The following is an 18,050-nucleotide window of genomic DNA, read 5'->3' as shown; positions in this document are numbered from 1 at the left end:
GAGGAGTCAGAAATATATTGTCCTTTTGGGTAACAATGGACAATAGAGCATACGAGCAGGAATTTCCTAAGTATCTACTATTGTATCATGACTTGGCAGGATGTCAATTGCCAAATGCTATATTTATTAAGCGGATAGGGAGCAATAAAAAAGATTTGTCTTAGTTTTGACATGGCAGTAGGCCGAACAAATTGCGCGGTTTGGTAACATTATTCCCCGACCTTCACAAGAAGTCCTTTTTTCTTTACTGACTGGAAGTTCCAGTAAAAGAAAAGAGCCGAACCTGCGACGTAAACGATATTTAAAACAATTGCCATTATAAGATGGTCGGTTGGAAGGGTTTTTTCGTTTATAACGTGCCTCATGCCCTCGAACACATGGGCAGATGGTATGTAGTAGGCGATTTTCTGAAGTATTGGCGGCAGCACCTCTACCGGGTAGAACACTGCGCTAAGCGGCTGGAAAAGGAAGGCCACACCCCAGGCAAGCACCTCGGCCTCCTGGCCAAAGCGCAGGATGACGCCTGTCGTTATCACGCCCATTGCCCAGCCCATTATAAGAAGGTTTATAACGAGCGGCACGAGATGGAATCCGAGAGTGAAGACGTTAAAGGAGTAGAGAAGGTAGGCGATAACCACCATCACGCTCGAGGCAAGAAGGAGCTTTATCATGCTGATAATCAGGAGCGAGGCCACGTACTCAAGCGGCGTAAGCGGGCTGACGAAGATATTAAGGAGGTTTCTCGACCACATGTCTTCTAAAAACGAAACAGAGATGCTCTGCTGCGAGCGAAACAGTATGTCCCAGAGTATGAGCGCGCCGATAAAGAACGTTATGAAGGCCGGAAGTGTGGCCTTATATGAGCCGAGGTACACTGTGATGAACCCCCAGACCATTAAATCCAGGATTGGCCAGTAAAACACCTCCATCAGCCTCGGCAGGCTTCTTTTGTATAGGTAGAGGTGGCGCGTTACGTACGCGAATATCCTTAGAGGGCTCACAGTCTTATCCCTGCCTTGCAATTTTTAGAAATACGTTCTCTAGTGATGTTTCGTTGAAGTTCTTCTTTATCTCTTCTGGCGCGCCAGTGGCTATGATGCTGCCTTTATCAAGGAACACAACGCGGTCGCAGAGCTCTTCAACCTCGCTCATGTTGTGCGAGGTATATAGTATCGAAAGCCCCTGTTCGTCCTTGATTTTCTTAAGCAGCTTCCTTGTTCTGTCGGCTATGTCAGGGTCGAGGCTCGCCGTTGGCTCGTCGAGAAAAAGTATTTCCGGGTCGTTTATAAGCGCCTTTACGAGGCTTACCCGTGTTAGCTGCCCCGAAGAGAGCTTACGTGTAGAGTCGTGCATGATGCCGGAAATCTCGAATGTTTCGAGAAGTCTTTGTATTTTTTCTCTGTGGTTCTTTACGCCGTAGAGCCTTGCGAATACAGTTAGGTTCTCAATCACCGTAAGCGAGTACGGAAGCGATACATACGATGACGAAAAGTTGATGCGCGATAATATCGCGCTCCTTTCCTTGTTCATGTCCTTGCCAAAGATGCGTATCTCTCCGGCAGTGGGCGTGATAAGGCCAAGGAGCATATGGAGAGTCGTTGTCTTGCCAGCGCCGTTTGGGCCAAGGAGCGCGAGTATTTCGCCCTTTTTTATCTCAAAGGAAATGCCGTCAACGGCCGTTGTGCCGTTAAATTCCTTTTTCAGGCCCTTTACCGAGACTATGGGTTCGTGGTTAGCGGTGTTCATAACGTATCGGTCAAGTATAAACCAAAAAACCGCTTCAGGCCATTGATTTTTGGCAAAAAAGGGTTTTATCCTTGCGAAAAACATGGGATTTAGATATTATCAATTATGGTATCAAAGGCGCGCCCTTTTGGCCGGTATGCCGGAAAAGGGCCGTAATAACTTTGCCTGTTCAGGGGGCCTTTTGGGCTTTTTTATCACTTTTGAGGGAACGGAAGGAAGCGGCAAGTCAACTCAGATTGCCAAGCTTAGGGATTATCTTGCGGGCGAGGGATTGGACGTCATAGCCGTAAGAGAGCCGGGCTCGACAAAGGTTGGTGAGAAGGTGCGCGACATACTTCTCTCCGTATCCGAAGGCGCTGGCATGGAAACGCTAACTGAGCTTTTTCTCTACGAGGCCGCGCGGGTGGAGATAGTTACCAAGCTTATCGTCCCTGCCCTGCAGGCCGGAAAGATAGTGCTTTGCGACAGATACACGGACTCCACCTTCGCGTACCAGTGCTTTGGCCGCCATATCCCCTATGATAAGGTCGAGACGGTGAACGCTCTTGCTACCGACGGGCTAAAGCCCGATCTTACAATCCTCATAGATTGTCCGATAGATGTCGGGCTTGCCAGGGCTAACAGTAGAAATGAGGCCGCGGCCCCGGGCGCCGACCGTTTCGAGAGAGAGGCGCGGATGTTCCATGAGAGGGTGAGAAACGGGTATCACTGGCTGGCAAGGCTCGAGAGAAGGATAAAGGTTTTTGACGGCAACCGCAGTGTCGAGGCGGTGCATGCCGATATACGCATGGCAGCACAGGATGCCTTGAGGATGGCAAAAGTAATATGATGTTTTCAAAGATATACGGGCAAAAGAACGCGCTTGATATGCTAAGGCGTTCGGTAAGCGCTGACAGGGTGGCGCACGCGTACGTGTTCTTCGGGCCAGAGGGCGTTGGCAAGAGAAAGGCCGCGCTCGCCTTCGCAGCTGCGCTAAACTGCGAGCGTTACGAGGATAGTAACGAGGCATGCGGGGGCTGCGAGCCGTGCCGCGCGTCGTTTGCAGGGGCGAACATGAATATCATAAATATTGCGCCCGAAGATAAGACGCTTAAGGCCGACGAGATACGGGACCTTCAGCGCGCTCTTCGGTATAAGGCCGAGACCGGGCGCGTTGTTGCGATAGTGGACGCGGCAGAGACCATGCAGAAGTCCGCTGCCAACGTGTTCCTTAAAACACTCGAGGAGCCGCCTGGGAACGCGGTCATAATACTCGTATCGTCGAAGTTATACTCGATGCTGCCTACGATACTCTCAAGGTGCCAGAGGGTGGCGTTCTCCGCGCTTAAGGCCTCGGAGATGGCGCCGATTGTAGAGAAGACGTGCGGCGTGTCTTCTGAAGACGCTTTAGCTGCCGCGAGGCTGGGTAACGGAAGCGTTTCACGTTCGATAAGAATGATAGAAGATGGCATGATAGAGAGGCGGCGCGAGTTCTTCGAAAAATTCGCCTCTGCCAGGGGCTCGGTCTTAGCGTTGATAGGGTTTGCGGAGAATTTGGCCAAGGACGAGTCGCTTACGGAGATGCTCGAATTCCTCAAGTCGAGACTCAGAGACCTCGCTGTCACGGCTGCCGGGTGCCCGGAACTCGCGGCAGAAGGGCTTACGGCTTCTTCTGTTAATACGCAGGACGCGTACGCAAAGGCGTTTTTCGAAGTAGAGCATTCTCTTGGCAGGATATCGGTGCCGTATTACGATAACGCGCAGCTTGCCATGGAGGCATTGCTCGCGCGCATGGCCGGCCGGGCAGGATAGAAGAAAGGGAGAAATTGATATGGTAATGGTAGCCGGCGTAAGGTTCAAGAAGGCCGGGAAGATATATTCGTTCGACGCCGGTGCTATAGAGCTTAGCGCCGGGGATAACGTCATAGTAGAGGTGGAAAAGGGCATCGGGTTCGCGCGTGTGGTATCGGCGCCGATTGCGAAGGACGAGGCAAGCGTTGTTCACGCGCTAAAGAAAATAGTCAGGAAGGCCGATACCGTGGACATGGAGAGAAACTCCTTTAACGAAGGCCGCGAAAAGGAGGCCCACGCCGCCTGCAAGGATCTGATAGTCAAGTACAAGCTGCCGATGAAGCTTGTTGGGGTCGAGTATCTTTTCGATTCGAGCAAGGCGATATTCTTTTTTACTGCAGAGAACCGCGTTGACTTTAGAGACCTTGTGCGAGACCTCGCCGCAAAGTTCTATACCAGAATAGAAATGAAGCAGATTGGAGTCAGGGACGAGGCCAAGTTCGCCGGAGGGTTTGGCCCCTGCGGCAGAGAGCTTTGCTGCGCGTCATTTCTTACGAACTTCGCTCCCGTGACCGTTAGGATGGCGAAGGACCAGAACCTGGCGCTTAATCCACAAAAGATTTCCGGCATATGCGGCCGTCTGATGTGCTGCTTGAGTTACGAGCACGACGGGCCGTGCCATAAAAAGGACAAGAAGAAAGAACATTCGTGCACAGGCTGCGGTGATACTGCGGCAGCCCCAGGGCAGCCGGGTGAGGCGGCAGCGAAGCCCGCTTTTGAGAAGCGGCCCGGAGAAAAGCGCCATGAGCATGGCAGGGAAAGGTTCAAACGCCAGGGAGAACGAGCAGGGCGCGAGCCAAGGCGCATGGATCGCGGCGAACGTAAGGATGTTAAAGCACCGGGCGCTGCTTTGGGCGGCGAGACGGCTCCTGTGCAGGCCGAAGGCGCGGCTGCGGCAGGCGCGCCAGTTGTCGGCACGTCTGCTGCCGGCGAACAGCAGCGCGATGACAGGCGTGGCAGGGGAAGAAACCGGAGGCGCAGGGGCAGGAACAGAAAGCGCGGCGAGAGGGTTGGCGCTCAGGGCGCTCAGGGTGGACAGGGGCAGGCTGAAAAAGGCGCTTCGGAGCAGCGCGGTCCGGAAGCCTCTTCGAAGGATATAAAGGACAAGGAACCAGGACAGTAGATGAAGAAGTTTTACATCACCACCCCCATCTATTACGTAAACGACATCCCGCACATCGGACACGCGTATACCACTGTCGCGGCTGACACGCTGGCGAGGTATAAGCGTTTGAAGCTTGGGCAGGAGAATGTGTTTTTCCTGACTGGCACGGACGAGCACGGACAGAAGGTCGAGAAGGCGGCATCCGAGCAGGGCATATCTCCAAAGGAGCTTGCCGATAAGGTCGTCAGCAGATATAAGGAACTCTGGAAGATCCTTAATATCTCGAACGACGATTTTATCCGCACCACGGAAGACAGGCACCGTGCGGCTGTAAAGGTCATGTGGGATAAGGCGGTTGGAAACGGCGATATATATCTTGGAGAGTACGAAGACTGGTACTGCACGCCGTGCGAAACCTTTATAACGGAGACGCAGCTTAAGGACGGCAAGTGCCCGGACTGTGGCCGAGCGGTAGAGAAGCTTAAGGAAGCGAGCTACTTCTTCAAATTGTCCTCTTACAGAGAATGGCTGCTTACTTATATATCCGAAAACCCGTCGTTCATAGAGCCAGAGGCCAAGAAAAACGAAATAGTCAGCTTCTTAAAGGAAGGCCTCCGGGACTTATCGGTCTCAAGAACGACATTCAAGTGGGGCATAGCAGTGCCAGATAATCCCGAGCACGTGATGTATGTCTGGTTCGATGCACTTACCAACTATCTTACTGCCACGGGATATCCGGGTAATGTTTATACAAAGACATGGCCTGCTGACGTGCATATTATCGGTAAGGACATCTTGCGTTTTCATTCCGTGTACTGGCCTGCGTTTTTAAAGAGCGCGGGGGTTGAAATGCCAAGAACCGTCTTTGCGCACGGCTGGTGGACCGTTGAAGGGAAAAAGATGAGCAAGTCGCTAGGTAACGTCGTTGACCCGTTTAAGATAGCGGAAACTTACGGCACGGACCAGTTCAGGTATTTTCTCCTTAGAGAGGTGCCCTTTGGCAATGACGGGGATTTTTCCGAGGCAGCCCTTAAGATGCGCATCAATAGCGAGCTTGCAAACGGGCTTGGTAATCTTCTTTCCAGAACCGTATCGATGATAGAGAAGTACAGGGGCGGCGTTGTGCCAGAGGGCAAGGGAAGCGAGGCAATAGTAAAAGAGTTCGCTTCGCAGGCCCCGCGCTATGTCGACCACATGGATAACCTCGAGTTCTATAACGTCGTCGGTTATCATGTAATCAATATTCTTGTCGGCGCGTTGAACGAGCATGTTGACAGGAGCGCGCCGTGGACGCTTGCAAAAGAGGGTAAGGATGACGAGCTCTCGGAGGTCTTATACACGCTTACCGAGGGGCTTCGCATAATCGCGGTGTATGTGTATCCGTTCATGCCTTCTTCAGCGCAAAAAATATGGGATTCGCTCGGCATTGCCGAAAAGATAGATACGGTTTCCTTTGATAGCGAAGTGAAATGGGGAGGCCGCGTGGTTGGCGGCTCGAAGGTCGTAAAGGGCGCGCCGTTATTCCCGAAGATGGAGTAGCAGGCCTGGCGATAAAACTTTTTCGGAACCCTGTCCGGGTTCTTTTGTTTTTAGAGGACAATGGAAAATAAAAACCAGTTCATAGACTCGCACGCGCATCTCGACGAAGACAAGTTCGACGCCGACCTTCCCGATGTTATAGCCAGGGCAAAGGCAGCCGGGCTAAAGCACGTCATAAGTGTCGGCTGCTGGAAGGCCAAGGACAATTTAGACAAGCTTATGAAAATCGCGGACGGCGATTTCATAAAGGCTGCCGCAGGAGTGCATCCGCATGACGCAAAGGATGCTGTGGATGAAACGCCGTTTGAGCGTCTTAAAAGCCTTGCCAAGGAAAAAAAGATTGTCGCAATCGGCGAAACAGGCCTGGATTTTCACTATACTCATTCTCCAAAGGACAAGCAGCGTGAAGTTTTTACGCGCCAGATCCGCCTTGCCAAAGAGCTTAATCTGCCGCTAATCGTGCATTCGCGCGAGGCTGACGACGAGACCATGGCAATCCTTAAAAACGAAGGCGCGAAGAACGTTGTCATACATTGTTTCTCGGGCACCGAAAAGATGGCACGGGAGGCAGTTGACGCGGGTTATTACCTGTCCTTTACCGGTGTGGTGACATTCCCGAAGGCAGAGGAACTTAGAGCAGTTGTAAAGGCAGTGCCTATAGAAAAGATGTTTATTGAGACCGATTGTCCGTACCTTGCGCCTGTGCCGTATCGCGGCAAAAGGTGCGAGCCTGCGCACGTTGTGGAAACGGCAAAGAAGATAGCCGAGATTAAGCGGCTAAGTGTCGGCGATGTGGCGAGGATAACGGCGCGTAATATCGAGAGCTTCTTCGGCCTTGCGCCAAAGGAAGCGAAAAAGGCAGAGATCGCCTATGTCATACGGAACTCTCTTTATCTGAACATAACGAACCGCTGCTCCAATAAATGCACCTTCTGCGCAAAGAACGATGGCGATTACGTTGTAAAGGGCCATTACCTTGAGCTTGAGAAAGAGCCTTCGATGTTCGAGATACTCGACGCCATCAATGCTCTTGGCAAAGAGGTGAAGGAATACGATGAGGTGGTGTTTTGCGGGTACGGCGAGCCGCTCATACGCTTCGACCTTGTTAAGGAACTCGGCACGACACTTAAACGTAAGGGCGCTAAAATCCGCATAAACACGGACGGTCTCGCGAACCTTTATAACAAGAAAAACATCCTTTCGGAGCTGATGTTCGTGGATGTCATATCGGTAAGCCTGAATGCCCCGGATGCGGCGACTTATGAAAAACTATGTCAAACTCCGTTTGGCGAAAAGGCGCATCCTGCAATACTATTTTTCCTGAAAGAGGCAAAGCGGTTTATCGCAAAGGTCGTTGCAACGGTAGTCGCGGTCCCAGGGCTCGATATCGAGGCCTGCAGGAAGATAGCGGAGGACGACATAGGGGTGGTATTTCGCGTAAGGCCGTATAACGAGGTCGGATGAAAAAGGCGCCGAAGAAAAGCCAGCGCGTATCGGCGAAACAGCCCGAGCCGCTTTTTTGCAGCTTCGACTGCGCGCATGCAAAGGCCGAGGTCGCTACAAGTGCCGCGAAAAGCTGCATGACCTTTAATGCCGTATTCTGCAAGAAGATAAAGCGCCGCGTTCCCAAAGGCACCCCCTGCCAGGCGTAAGACTATAACCCAGTTAAAACTTTATTGTATCGGTAATGCTGCGTTTCTAACGAACAGGCCTGTCTTTGCGTGTATTTCACTTGACATGTCTTGTGCGACAAATCCCAGCTCATTTAAACAGATGGCAATATCCTGTTTTTCATGGTAAACTATCGGTAATTTGCGTTCTTTTTTGTTCAATGAACGAAAAACCGTAAGTTAACGGAGGTGCTTTGATGAGAGCCAGGAAATTGTATTACAAGGGATACAACGGCGTCAGGGCGGTAAAGAACTGGGTTGTTCCGTACGTAAACTCGCGTTTAAGCAAAAAGGGCGAATTGAGGCCCTTGATAGGATTTCTCGTAACCGATTGGAAGTGCAACTTCAGCTGTCATTATTGCTTCCTTTATAAGGAAGACCAGCCGGGCATGACCTGGGAAACGGCCAAGGCCTCGCTCGATTGGCTAAAGTCGCTCGGGTGCGGCGTCATAGGCATAACGGGCGGAGAGCCGCTCGTAAGAAAGGATTTGATATTAAAGATAGTCGAGTACGGCAACAGTAAAGGCATGCTGATGAACCTTGCAACCAACGGGTATCTTATGGATAAGCCCTTCATAGACGAGCTTGGGGCAGCAGGGATTGCATCCATCAACCTCGCAGTCGACTGCGTAAAGGCCACAAAGGGCATGCCAAAAGCGCTTATGTCCATAGAGCCGCAGTTTCGCTACCTTCTCGAGAGGCAAAAGAAATATAACTATATCCTGTTCTTCAATATCAATATCTGCAAGACCAACATAAAGGATGTGAGGCTTCTTACCGAAATAGCGAGAGTGCATAATATAGGCACCGATTACCATTTAAACGAGCTTCCCCAGGAAATGGCCAACACCGAGCATTATAAGAACCTGGAAAACGATCTCTGGATAACCCCGGACATGCACGCCGAGATAGATGAGCTGATAGACTGGCTAAAGGAGAGGCAAAAGAGCGGCTGGGCAATGGTCAACCCGCCAGAGCACTTCAATGTGCTGAAAAAGCGGATGCGCGGAAGCATACCGCCATGGGACTGCCGTGCCGGACAAAACGGCCTTGTCATCAGGCCAGACGGCACGCTTACGCCCTGCTACATACTTCTCACCAACGAGAACGACTGGGGAAGCATTGGGGCCCCGAAGTTTGATAAAAAGACGCTCGATGCCATGAAAAAGAAATGCGTGCCAGAATGCACATCCATATGCTTCTATGCGCTTGGGCATTATTATGACGCGTCGAACCTGTACGGCTGGGTAAGACAGCACACGAGGATGGGGTAGGACGCAGAGCCTGACTGATGCCTGGTCAGGGGCGCAGGGCAGCTGTTTCGTGTTCAAAACGAAACGGCTGTTTTTTTAGAACGCACCTTCCCGATATATCCGTTCCCTGAGTTTTTCTACGTATTCCGGCTCAATTGGTTTTTCTTCCAGGGCTTTTACAAAATCCTTGTTCCGTATCAGCTCCGAGTATTTCCAGAGTCCCCCTGCCGGGTTTGGCCGGTTGGTGAGCTCTACTTTGCTGTGGTTTGGCCCGATGCGCCTGGCAAAGGGGAAGGGGTTATGCAGATTGACGGCCAGAAAGTACGTGCTGCCGCTTATCATGTATGTGTAGTAATTGGGTCTATGGCCGGGAGTTGCCTGCGGGTCGAAGGGAAGTTTGATTTCGCGTCCGAGAACGCGCTCGAGTTCCGCAATAAAGTCCTTTAATTCAATAACCTCCTGGTTGCGTTCAATCTCGGTTCTCGTGTAAATGCTTTGTTCTTTGGTTATTATGAAGACAAAGACAGGTTTATGGTGTTTGCCCTGGAACGGGTATTTCATGGTCTTTTTTCTGTATTCTTCGAGATACCAGCCAAGCGTTTGGATGTCGTTTAGCCTCGCGATGTCGAGGTCGTGCTGGTATTGTTCTTCAGGGTCGAGCGGGATTTTAGGCGCGCCCGGGGCGGCATTGTATGTCATAAACAGGAATGTCGTGGTAAAAAGGGCGAGGAAAAAACCGCCAAGGAATATTTTTTTGACTTTGATGACGAAAGGCGCTCTCATAATCGGTAATAATACGTCTTCCCGGGTGTAACTGTCAATCAAAAGACTTTTATTTTGCGGATGGTGCGGTGTTTCCTTCCGAAGTGTTGCCAAACGGTTACCGGTTGGGCCGCAACGCAGGCGGGGTGCGTTCTTTTTCAGGTTCTTTCAGGCTAAAGTACTCGGTCTTTGTAAAGCCGAATGCGCCGGCAACGATGTTTGCCGGGAATATCTCGACAAGTATGTTATGGTCGCGCACCAGAGCGTTATAGTAGCGCCGCGCGCTCTCTATCGAGTTCTCTATGGAGCCCAGCTCCTTTTGAAGGTTAAGGAACGCCTCGTTTGCCTTTAGTGTTGGGTAGTTCTCCACGACCGAAAAAAAGCTTTTAAGCGTTTCGGTGAGGATGTTCTCTTTTGCGGCCTTTTCAGACGGCGCCAACGAGCGCATTGCGCTGCCGCGCGCAGCTGCTACTTTCTCGAGGGTCTTTTGCTCGTGTGCTGCGTACCCGCTTGCTGTTTCGAGGATGCTTGGGATAAGGTCGTATCTTTTCTTCAAATGCACGTCTATATCCGCCCACGCCGAGTTGACGTTGTTTTTACGGTCAACGAGCCGGTTGTAGAGAATAATTACATATATGACCAGCGCGGCCACGAGGAAGATGCCTGTGAGTATCGTCGTAACAGTAGGACCGTACATATTGTTTGGGATAACGGCATAGCCAAGTTAAAAAGCTATGGCAGCTTATCTTCCTCCTTCGTTTTGCCGCCGCTTGGCGGCATCAAGCGAAATGCCTGAGTCCCTTAATTCCTTTGCCCGGAAGGCGCTAAACGCAGTTCTCCATCTTGTTGCCTCGGCCGGAGTAAACCCGGCGCTCTTCCAGTTCCTTGCTTCTGTTATGTCGAACCCCGCGCTCTTCCACTCGGTTGCGTCCTTGGGCTCGAAGGCAGAGTTGCGCCAGTGTTTCGCCTCTCTCGAGTCCAGTCCTGCATCTTTCCACGGCTTCGCGTCATACCCTGTAAAGCCGTCTTTTTTCCAGTAGTACGCCCTGTGCGGATCGAATGCCGCTGCCCTCCATATCTTTGCCTCGTTTAGGCCAAATCCCTGCTCCCTCCACTCGAGCGTGGAGGCGCGGCTAAAGCCGTACCCCTCCCAGTGGCGAACGGTGTAGTAGGTGAGCACGTCAGCAGCTACAGTCGGTGCGATAAAGAGCGTTACAGAGAGAGCGATAAGTATCTGCCAGGCTTTTGCCTTGCTTATTTGGTGGTGTGTTTTCATTTATTTCTTTCGCGGTCCTCAATGGATGAGGTAAACGCCCGGGCCGAGAAATCCTCTTTTCCAAGATACCATGAAACGGAATTTTCCGAAACGGCTTCGTTAAACCGCTTGCTCCATTCCTGCTCGAGCCCGAAGGCTATTGCGTAAGGAAGCTGCCGTTCGTACTGGCGCGGCTTGGGCCTTGGCCCGGCGCTCTTTCTGAATTCTTCATCTGTAGTAGATTCTATGAAGCGGGCGAACCCCTCTACAAGGGCCGACATCTTCTGGCCGTAGACGGTCTGCGCCCTGAGGAGCTTTCTGAACATGAGCAGTGCCGCCGCAAAGAGGAATGTTACGAGCATCTGCGCCGCGATAAATATCCTTACCGCGTCGTCGTCGAAGAGGTCTGCCCTGTCCACCGCGGTCTTTGTCGCGAATATCGCCGCTACTGTTAGCGCCGCGCCGGCGCCAAAGTGGGCGGATGCCGGTAATATCCGTTTTAATAAGGACGGGGCCGAAGATTTTTTAACGGCCCCGAAGGAGCGAAAAAAGCACCACGTTGCCGCTGCGCTTAAAACGGCTGCAAGAAAGTATAGAAAGATCTGCTGCGCATCGAAGGTCATGCTCGAGACAAAGACCGCGGCAACGGGCGAGACTGCCGCTGCAAAAGCGGCAGGGTAAAGGTAGCCAGAGTTTGACTTGGCGTGTTCCAGATATTTCGATTTCAGAATCGAGTTCACTTCCCGCGCTGCACGTTTGAGGCGCGCTCTCGCTTCACTTGAGCCGAGCCTTAATGCCCCTGGGCCAGGAAGCAGGTTTTCGAGCAGGGCGCTTTCTTCCTCGGGCAGCGTATCCGGCGCTGCAGCGTCCTTTTTTCTTTCCACAAGGAACCCTGATGCCGTGTTTTGTATCGAGAGAAACCCTTTTACGCAGAGGTGCACTATCGACGCCGTGGTAAGGCGCTTGTCGTAGCGGCCGCGGTTCCTTATGTATCCGGCCATTGCGCCGGATATCCCTTCCGGGGCTTCATATGCGGCAACTATCGTCGGCATTGGAGGGTCTATGCCGGCCTTTCGCCAGGCGATGAACAGGTATAGAAATGTGAAGGTGAAAATACCAAGCGAAACAAACGACGCGGATATGCAACCGAGGCATCCTCTGTTGGCGTACGCAATGGTCTTTGCCACGCCCTGCGGCGCCATGCCCTTTGTTATGCTTATTGCAGCGCCAAAAACTTTGCCCTTTTCTATCGGGTACGTCGAATCCAGGTTGGCATGTGCTGCGTCGGTTATGTTTACTTCCGCGAATTTTCTTTCGCCCAGATGTCCGTCTACGGAAACGATGCTTACGTTCTTTGGAAGCGCTATTGAAATGCGCGCGTCTTCTATTGGAAAGGGCAGGTGGCTGTTCGCGTCCATGTAGAGTTCGTCATGGTCTTTACGCCTTGTTATGCGGTTATCGACGGTATAGAAGAGAGTGTATGTGTGTTCGCCCTTTACAGCCGGCAGCTTTAGTTTGTTTAAGCCGCCTGTCTTCTCGAGAGAAGGTTCAATTGACTTGCCGTCCATGTGAAGGAGCACTGCGCCGTATATGCTTTGTCTGTGGGAATAATTCCCGTAAATATCCCTTATCTCGCTTGAGCGCGGGAAGTTTATCTCGAGGGAATATGTTTCTTCCGGCAAGACCGTTACAATGAAGCTCTGGCGCACCGACAGCATAGAGTCCGGCCGAAGCGTTACGTCGCTTTTTAGCGAAGTTATCCGCGGCCCCGGTTCCGTGCGCATTTTTTCCAGGGCTATTTTCGAAGGCCTTATGCCCGAGGCAGAGAGAGTTGCAGCCTCTGTAACGGTTTTTCCGGAGTCCTTCCACATGGCCGAAGCGATTGCATCGAAGCCCGCGGCCTTCCATTCCGAGGCCTCCTTCAGAGTAAAGCGAGAGTCCTTGAAGCCGCGCATCTCTTCTACCGAAAACCCGGCCTCTTTCCAGTCTTTTGACTCTGCTGCCGAGTACACTATCGCGCTGTACTCCCCGGCCTTTTTGTATTTCCAGGTAAGCGCCTGTTTTGGAGTTAGCCCGGCATCCCTCCACTCTTTTGCGTCTAGGGGAAAGAATTTTTCGTTCCACCACAAAGCTGCCTCCTCTGGCGTAAAGCCGTGAAAGCGGAACTCCGCCGCCCTCTTTCCGGAGCGTATGCCGAGGTTTATCCAGACAAGAGATTCCGTTGGCGTAAATTTTGCCTCTTTAAAGTCGCGCGCGGTGTAGACGTTTATTACCTTCCATTCCTTTGCTTCTTTAGGGCTAAACTGCTCGGACTTCCACTGGTCTGCCCATCCTGCGTACGGTATGTCGGCATCTTTCCACGTCCTTGCTTCCTCAGGGGTAAAGCCGTAGTACTTCCACTCTCCGGCCTCTTCTTCGCCGATAGACTTCGCGGCCCAGAGTTTTTGCTCTTCTTTAGGCACGTCCACGCGTGGAGGCCTGTCGTTGGCGCCGTAGGAGTATGCGTACGGCAAAAGCGCCAGGACCAGCAGCAATATGGCGGTAGAGAAGTTCTTCATATTCAAAAAGGGTATGGTATAAAATAACATATTGCGCGTTGTTTGTATATTGCCGGTGCAGGAGCACAAAGCTTTACTCTTTCCCGCGTTGGTGCTATCCTATAAGGTCTATGCCGTTTAGATCAGGTTTCATAGCCATAATAGGCGCGCCAAACGTCGGCAAATCAACGCTCCTTAACGCGGTGCTTGGCGAGAAGGTCTCGATAGTATCGCGTAAGCCCCAGACCACGCGTAACGTGATTCGCGGCGTAAAGAACGTCGAAGATGGCGATGGCGCGCAGCTCATATTCCTCGACACCCCGGGCATACACAGGGGCGAGGGCGCTTTGAACGCCTTCATGGTCAGGGAGGCCGTGGGCGCGCTTCACGACGTCGATTGCGTTGCGCTTTTAATCGACGTATCGAGAAAGGAAAGCGGCGACGACGCGCTTGCATTCGAGAACCTTAAGCCGCTTAAGTGCCCGGTCATGTTGATTCTTAATAAGGTAGATCTTGTGGCAAAAAACAAACTTTTGCCGTTAATGGATTCCTATTCCAAAAAATTCGCTTTTAAGGAAATCATTCCCGTGTCCGCTCTAAAGGGCGACGGCCTTGGAAGGTTTGTCGAGGCGACCATAGGAGTTTTGCCCGAAGGCCCGGAGTATTTCCCAAAGGATATGGCAACGGACCAGCCCGAGCGTTTTATTGTCGCTGAAATCGTGAGGGAGAAAATATTCAACATGGCGCATGAAGAGGTGCCCTACTCCGTTGCCGTAGTCACGGAGGAGTTCACGGAAAGACCAGGTAAGAACCTTATCGCCATACGCGGCGCGATAAACGTGGAGCGCGAATCTCAAAAGGCCATCATAATAGGAAAAAAAGGCGAGATGATAAAGAAAATTGGAGTAGCTGCAAGAGAGGATATCGAGCGGCTCCTTGGCGTAAAGGTATTTCTTGAGCTCTTTGTAAAGGTCAGCAAGGGCTGGACAGCCAATTCAAGGTCGATGAGGGAGTTCGGGTACGAATGAAACCAATAGTCGCCATAGTCGGCCGCCCGAATGTCGGCAAGTCCGCGCTCTTTAACAGAATCGTAGGGTCGAGGCGGGCAATCATAAAGGACGAGCCCGGAGTTACGCGGGATGTAAACTACGCGGACACAGGAGCCCTTGGCCGCGCCTTTGTATTGGTGGATACGGGAGGCTTTGAGCCCGTTACCACGAGCGACATGATGGCGAAGGTTCGGGAGCAGGCGCTTCTCGCAATCGAAGAGGCCGATGTCATCGTGTTTTTGATGGACGGACGGACAGGGCCCGTAACCCAGGACAGAGAGGTTGCGGCAATCCTTAGAAAGACCGGGAAAAAGGTCATCTACGCCGCCAATAAGATAGACACGAAGAACCTGATGCCCGAAACTGCGGAGTTCTATTCCCTGGGCGTTGACGAGGTCTGCCCCGTGTCAGCTGAGCACGGGCTTGGCGTTGCCGAACTCATCGACAGGATAGTGCAGGCGCTCCCCGGAAAAGCGGAAGAAGAAGCAGAAGATGAGAACATCGTCAAGGTTGCCATAGTCGGCCGTCCAAATGCCGGCAAGTCGTCGCTTTTAAATAGACTTGTTGGCAAAAAGCGCTCGATTGTAAGCGAGGTACCTGGCACCACGCGCGATTCCATAGACACGCTTTATGTAAAGGGGGATAAGAAGTATCTTTTCATAGATACCGCAGGCATAAGAAAAAAAGGCAAGATAAGCGCAAAGCTCGAGACCTATGCCGTAATATCGGCTATAAAGAGCATCGATAGATGCGACATAGCGCTCCTTGTAATCGACGGTAAGGATGGCTTTGGCGTTCAGGACGAGAGAATCGCAGGGCTTCTCTCGGACAGGGGAAAGGCCTGCATCATAGTGGTCAATAAGTGGGATATCGTTGAAAAGGACGATAAGACCACAAAGCGTTATACCGACGATATCCGCCACAGGGCGCCGTTTATTACATACGCGCCGGTTGAGTTTGTCTCCGCCCTCTCGGGTAAGCGTGTCGTAGATATATTTGGCATCGTGGATGACGTGATGGTTGAGATGGGGACCAAGTTCAAGACCTCTCAACTTAATGATTTTCTTGGAAAATTCGTGGACCACTACAGCCCGCCCGCGTATAGCGGCAAGGAAGTCAAGCTATACTACGCAACTCAGACCGGCACCAATCCGCCGCGCTTTACAGTGTTCGTTAACGTGCCAAAGGGCATAACGGATTCATACAGGCGCTACCTGATAAATTCCTTCCGAGAGGCCCTTAAACTCTCGAGCGTGCCCATAAAGATGAACTTTAGGGCCAGGCGATAGCCTTTTACATCCCGGCATATCAAGCGTAAATGGCAATATTTTTGTTGTAATTACACGTAAAATATGGGAAAATTCTTTCTTATTCAAAGGTTACGTGATTTTAAATAATCAGGGGAAAATAGAGATATGAAGAACCAGCTATACAAAAACATAGGCATGTGGCTAATCATCATCGTGGCAATCGTGTTGATGGTCAACCTTTTGAATTATAACAAGACAACGACCTCGGAGCTTGCGTACACGGAGTTTGTCGCTGCTGTCGAGAGGGGCGATATTACCGCCGTCAAGATGCAGGGCAATTTCATAAGCGGCCAGCTAAAGGACGGCAAGGCGTTTACCACGTACGCGCCAAACGATCCGGAGCTTATAAAGAACCTTAGCGTCAAAGGGGTCGGCATAAAGGCCGAGCCCGCGGTCGATACCCCGGGGTGGGGCACGATATTTATTTCCTGGTTCCCGATACTTCTCCTGATAGGCATCTGGATATTCTTCATGCGTCAGATGCAGTCTGGTGGGGGCAAGGCCATGAGCTTTGGGAAATCCAAGGCAAAGCTCCTTACCCAGAACCAGCAGACAGTGACCTTCAAAGATGTCGCCGGAATAGAAGAGGCAAAGCAGGAGGTCGAGGAGATAATTGAGTTCCTAAAAGACCCGAAAAAGTTCACAAAGCTTGGCGGCAGGATTCCCAAGGGAGTTCTTCTCATGGGCTCGCCTGGCACGGGCAAGACGCTTCTTGCAAAGGCAATAGCCGGGGAGGCCGGGGTTGCGTTCTTTAGCATATCGGGAAGCGACTTTGTCGAGATGTTTGTCGGAGTTGGAGCTTCGCGCGTAAGAGACCTTTTCATACAGGGCAAGAAGAACGCGCCGTGCATAATCTTTATAGATGAAATAGACGCCGTAGGCCGCCACAGGGGCGCCGGGCTTGGCGGCGGACACGATGAAAGGGAGCAGACACTAAACCAACTCCTTGTAGAGATGGACGGCTTTGAAAGCAACGAGGGCGTGATAATAGTTGCGGCAACGAACCGCCCGGACGTCCTTGACCCGGCGCTTCTTAGGCCTGGAAGGTTCGATCGCACGGTGGTCGTGCCGGCGCCGGATGTAAAGGGCAGGGGCGAGATATTAAAGGTGCATGCCTCGAAGTCGCCTCTCTCGGACGATGTGAACCTCGACATCATCGCAAAGGGCACGCCCGGGTTTTCCGGAGCGGACCTTGCAAACCTCGTAAACGAGGCAGCGCTGCTTGCCGCAAGAAGAAATAAGGACAAGATATCCAAGGCCGAGTTCGACGAGGCAAAGGATAAGCTCCTTATGGGCAGCGAGCGAAAGAGCATGATAATCAGCGACGAGGAGAAAAGGAACACCGCGTATCACGAGGCAGGGCACGCGCTGGTTGCGAGGCTCATCCCGGGGACAGACCCGATACACAAGGTCTCGATAATACCAAGGGGCATGGCCCTTGGGCTCACGCAGCAGCTTCCGATAGATGAGCGCCACATGTACAACAAGGAATACCTCCAGAGCACCATATCCATGCTCATGGGCGGGCGCATTGCAGAGGAAATAGTTATGAAGCACAAAACGACCGGCGCCGGTAACGACATAGAGCGTGCAACCGAGCTTGCAAGGCGCATGGTATGCGAGTGGGGCATGAGCGAGAAGCTCGGGCCGCTAAAGTTTGGCAAGAAGGAAGAGCATATATTCCTCGGACGCGATGTCGGGCAGGGCCGTGATTTCAGCGAATCCACGGCAATGGCGATAGACGCCGAAATAAGGAATATAGTGGACGAGAATTATAACAGGGCAAAAGACCTCCTTACCGCACGCATGGACAAGCTCCATGCCCTTGCCGCCGCGCTTCTCGAAAAAGAGGCGTTAGACGGCGACGCCATAGACCGCATTATTTTCGGCGACAATATCCCCGAGGGCGTGAAGGTATCGGGCGGTAGCGGCGGAGGGCAAACGGTATTGCCGCCTTCTTCGCCGGAGGCGAGGGCGTAGCATGAAAATGGCTT

At 52.1% G+C, this 18,050-nt stretch carries 15 protein-coding genes and 1 pseudogene; 10 read left to right on the top strand and 6 right to left on the bottom strand.

Annotated features, from left to right (window positions below; genetic code table 11):
- Window positions 1–209: 209 nt before the first annotated feature.
- Window positions 210–1,001, bottom strand: coding sequence for an ABC transporter permease (locus tag OEV59_04375; protein MDH4226975.1), 792 nt, complete (start codon window positions 999–1,001; stop codon window positions 210–212).
- A gap of 4 nt (window positions 1,002–1,005) precedes the next feature.
- Complete coding sequence (locus OEV59_04370; GenBank protein MDH4226974.1) at window positions 1,006–1,746, bottom strand: ABC transporter ATP-binding protein; 741 nt, start codon at window positions 1,744–1,746, stop codon at window positions 1,006–1,008.
- Between the two features lie 181 nt (window positions 1,747–1,927).
- Here OEV59_04370 and tmk point away from each other — a divergent pair, with 181 nt between their 5' ends.
- The 7 genes from tmk to OEV59_04335 all read left to right on the top strand — a co-directional run bounded on the left by tmk (window position 1,928) and on the right by OEV59_04335 (window position 9,164).
- Window positions 1,928–2,575, top strand: coding sequence for a dTMP kinase (gene tmk, locus OEV59_04365; protein ID MDH4226973.1), 648 nt, complete (start codon window positions 1,928–1,930; stop codon window positions 2,573–2,575).
- Window positions 2,575–3,537, top strand: coding sequence for a hypothetical protein (locus OEV59_04360; GenBank protein ID MDH4226972.1), 963 nt, complete (start codon window positions 2,575–2,577; stop codon window positions 3,535–3,537). Before tmk ends, OEV59_04360 begins: the two co-directional genes overlap by 1 nt.
- A 19-nt stretch (window positions 3,538–3,556) precedes the next feature.
- Window positions 3,557–4,699 (top strand): stage 0 sporulation family protein, encoded by a 1,143-nt coding sequence (locus OEV59_04355; protein ID MDH4226971.1) that lies wholly within the window; start codon window positions 3,557–3,559, stop codon window positions 4,697–4,699.
- Entirely contained in the window at window positions 4,700–6,220 is a 1,521-nt protein-coding gene (gene metG, locus OEV59_04350) for a methionine--tRNA ligase (GenBank protein ID MDH4226970.1), read from the top strand.
- Window positions 6,221–6,280: 60 nt separating this feature from the next.
- Window positions 6,281–7,684: a YchF/TatD family DNA exonuclease gene (locus OEV59_04345; GenBank protein ID MDH4226969.1), complete on the top strand. Its 1,404-nt coding sequence runs from the start codon at window positions 6,281–6,283 to the stop codon at window positions 7,682–7,684.
- The gene (locus tag OEV59_04340) at window positions 7,681–7,872 is read left to right on the top strand and encodes a hypothetical protein (protein MDH4226968.1); all 192 of its coding nucleotides are present in this window, start codon (window positions 7,681–7,683) and stop codon (window positions 7,870–7,872) included. The genes OEV59_04345 and OEV59_04340 overlap by 4 nt, the downstream gene beginning before the upstream one ends.
- Before the next feature lie 215 nt (window positions 7,873–8,087).
- Window positions 8,088–9,164, top strand: a complete 1,077-nt coding sequence (locus OEV59_04335; GenBank protein ID MDH4226967.1) for a radical SAM protein — start codon at window positions 8,088–8,090, stop codon at window positions 9,162–9,164.
- 75 nt (window positions 9,165–9,239) lie between these two features.
- Here the strand turns inward: OEV59_04335 and OEV59_04330 are convergent, their stop codons facing one another.
- The 4 genes from OEV59_04330 to OEV59_04315 form a co-directional block, all read right to left on the bottom strand.
- Complete coding sequence (locus OEV59_04330; protein ID MDH4226966.1) at window positions 9,240–9,842, bottom strand: hypothetical protein; 603 nt, start codon at window positions 9,840–9,842, stop codon at window positions 9,240–9,242.
- Between the two features lie 181 nt (window positions 9,843–10,023).
- A complete protein-coding gene (locus tag OEV59_04325; GenBank protein ID MDH4226965.1) occupies window positions 10,024–10,602 on the bottom strand; it encodes a LemA family protein in 579 nt (192 codons plus the stop codon).
- A gap of 45 nt (window positions 10,603–10,647) precedes the next feature.
- Window positions 10,648–11,181, bottom strand: a complete 534-nt coding sequence (locus OEV59_04320) for a hypothetical protein (protein ID MDH4226964.1) — start codon at window positions 11,179–11,181, stop codon at window positions 10,648–10,650.
- Window positions 11,178–13,718, bottom strand: coding sequence for a DUF2207 domain-containing protein (locus tag OEV59_04315; protein ID MDH4226963.1), 2,541 nt, complete (start codon window positions 13,716–13,718; stop codon window positions 11,178–11,180). The genes OEV59_04320 and OEV59_04315 overlap by 4 nt, the downstream gene beginning before the upstream one ends.
- Window positions 13,719–13,819: 101 nt before the next feature.
- Between OEV59_04315 and era the strand changes: the two genes are divergently transcribed.
- From era to ftsH, 3 genes and pseudogenes are all read left to right on the top strand, one after another.
- Window positions 13,820–14,725: a GTPase Era gene (gene era / locus OEV59_04310; GenBank protein MDH4226962.1), complete on the top strand. Its 906-nt coding sequence runs from the start codon at window positions 13,820–13,822 to the stop codon at window positions 14,723–14,725.
- An 11-nt stretch (window positions 14,726–14,736) separates the two neighbouring features.
- A pseudogene (der, locus tag OEV59_04305) lies at window positions 14,737–16,035 on the top strand (ribosome biogenesis GTPase Der).
- 126 nt (window positions 16,036–16,161) lie between these two features.
- A complete protein-coding gene (gene ftsH / locus OEV59_04300; protein ID MDH4226961.1) occupies window positions 16,162–18,036 on the top strand; it encodes an ATP-dependent zinc metalloprotease FtsH in 1,875 nt (624 codons plus the stop codon).
- Window positions 18,037–18,050 lie beyond the last annotated feature (14 nt).

This window comes from Deltaproteobacteria bacterium (assembly GCA_029858205.1).
Lineage (GTDB): Bacteria > Desulfobacterota > GWC2-55-46 > GWC2-55-46 > DRQE01 > JAOUFM01.
The sequence above is the reverse complement of the archived record's forward strand: the minus strand, read 5'-3'. Positions and strand labels throughout refer to the sequence as shown.

What these genes read in the sequence shown, in the direction of transcription:
- OEV59_04370 (MDH4226974.1), bottom strand. Translation starts at nt 1,746, where the DNA reads ATGAACACCGCTAACCACGAACCCATAGTCTCGGTAAAGGGCCTGAAA.
- OEV59_04360 (MDH4226972.1), top strand. Translation starts at nt 2,575, where the DNA reads ATGTTTTCAAAGATATACGGGCAAAAGAACGCGCTTGATATGCTAAGG.
- OEV59_04355 (MDH4226971.1), top strand. Translation starts at nt 3,557, where the DNA reads ATGGTAATGGTAGCCGGCGTAAGGTTCAAGAAGGCCGGGAAGATATAT.
- metG (MDH4226970.1), top strand. Translation starts at nt 4,700, where the DNA reads ATGAAGAAGTTTTACATCACCACCCCCATCTATTACGTAAACGACATC.
- OEV59_04345 (MDH4226969.1), top strand. Translation starts at nt 6,281, where the DNA reads ATGGAAAATAAAAACCAGTTCATAGACTCGCACGCGCATCTCGACGAA.
- OEV59_04340 (MDH4226968.1), top strand. Translation starts at nt 7,681, where the DNA reads ATGAAAAAGGCGCCGAAGAAAAGCCAGCGCGTATCGGCGAAACAGCCC.
- OEV59_04335 (MDH4226967.1), top strand. Translation starts at nt 8,088, where the DNA reads ATGAGAGCCAGGAAATTGTATTACAAGGGATACAACGGCGTCAGGGCG.
- OEV59_04330 (MDH4226966.1), bottom strand. Translation starts at nt 9,842, where the DNA reads ATGACATACAATGCCGCCCCGGGCGCGCCTAAAATCCCGCTCGACCCT.
- OEV59_04325 (MDH4226965.1), bottom strand. Translation starts at nt 10,602, where the DNA reads ATGTACGGTCCTACTGTTACGACGATACTCACAGGCATCTTCCTCGTG.
- OEV59_04320 (MDH4226964.1), bottom strand. Translation starts at nt 11,181, where the DNA reads ATGAAAACACACCACCAAATAAGCAAGGCAAAAGCCTGGCAGATACTT.
- OEV59_04315 (MDH4226963.1), bottom strand. Translation starts at nt 13,718, where the DNA reads ATGAAGAACTTCTCTACCGCCATATTGCTGCTGGTCCTGGCGCTTTTG.
- ftsH (MDH4226961.1), top strand. Translation starts at nt 16,162, where the DNA reads ATGAAGAACCAGCTATACAAAAACATAGGCATGTGGCTAATCATCATC.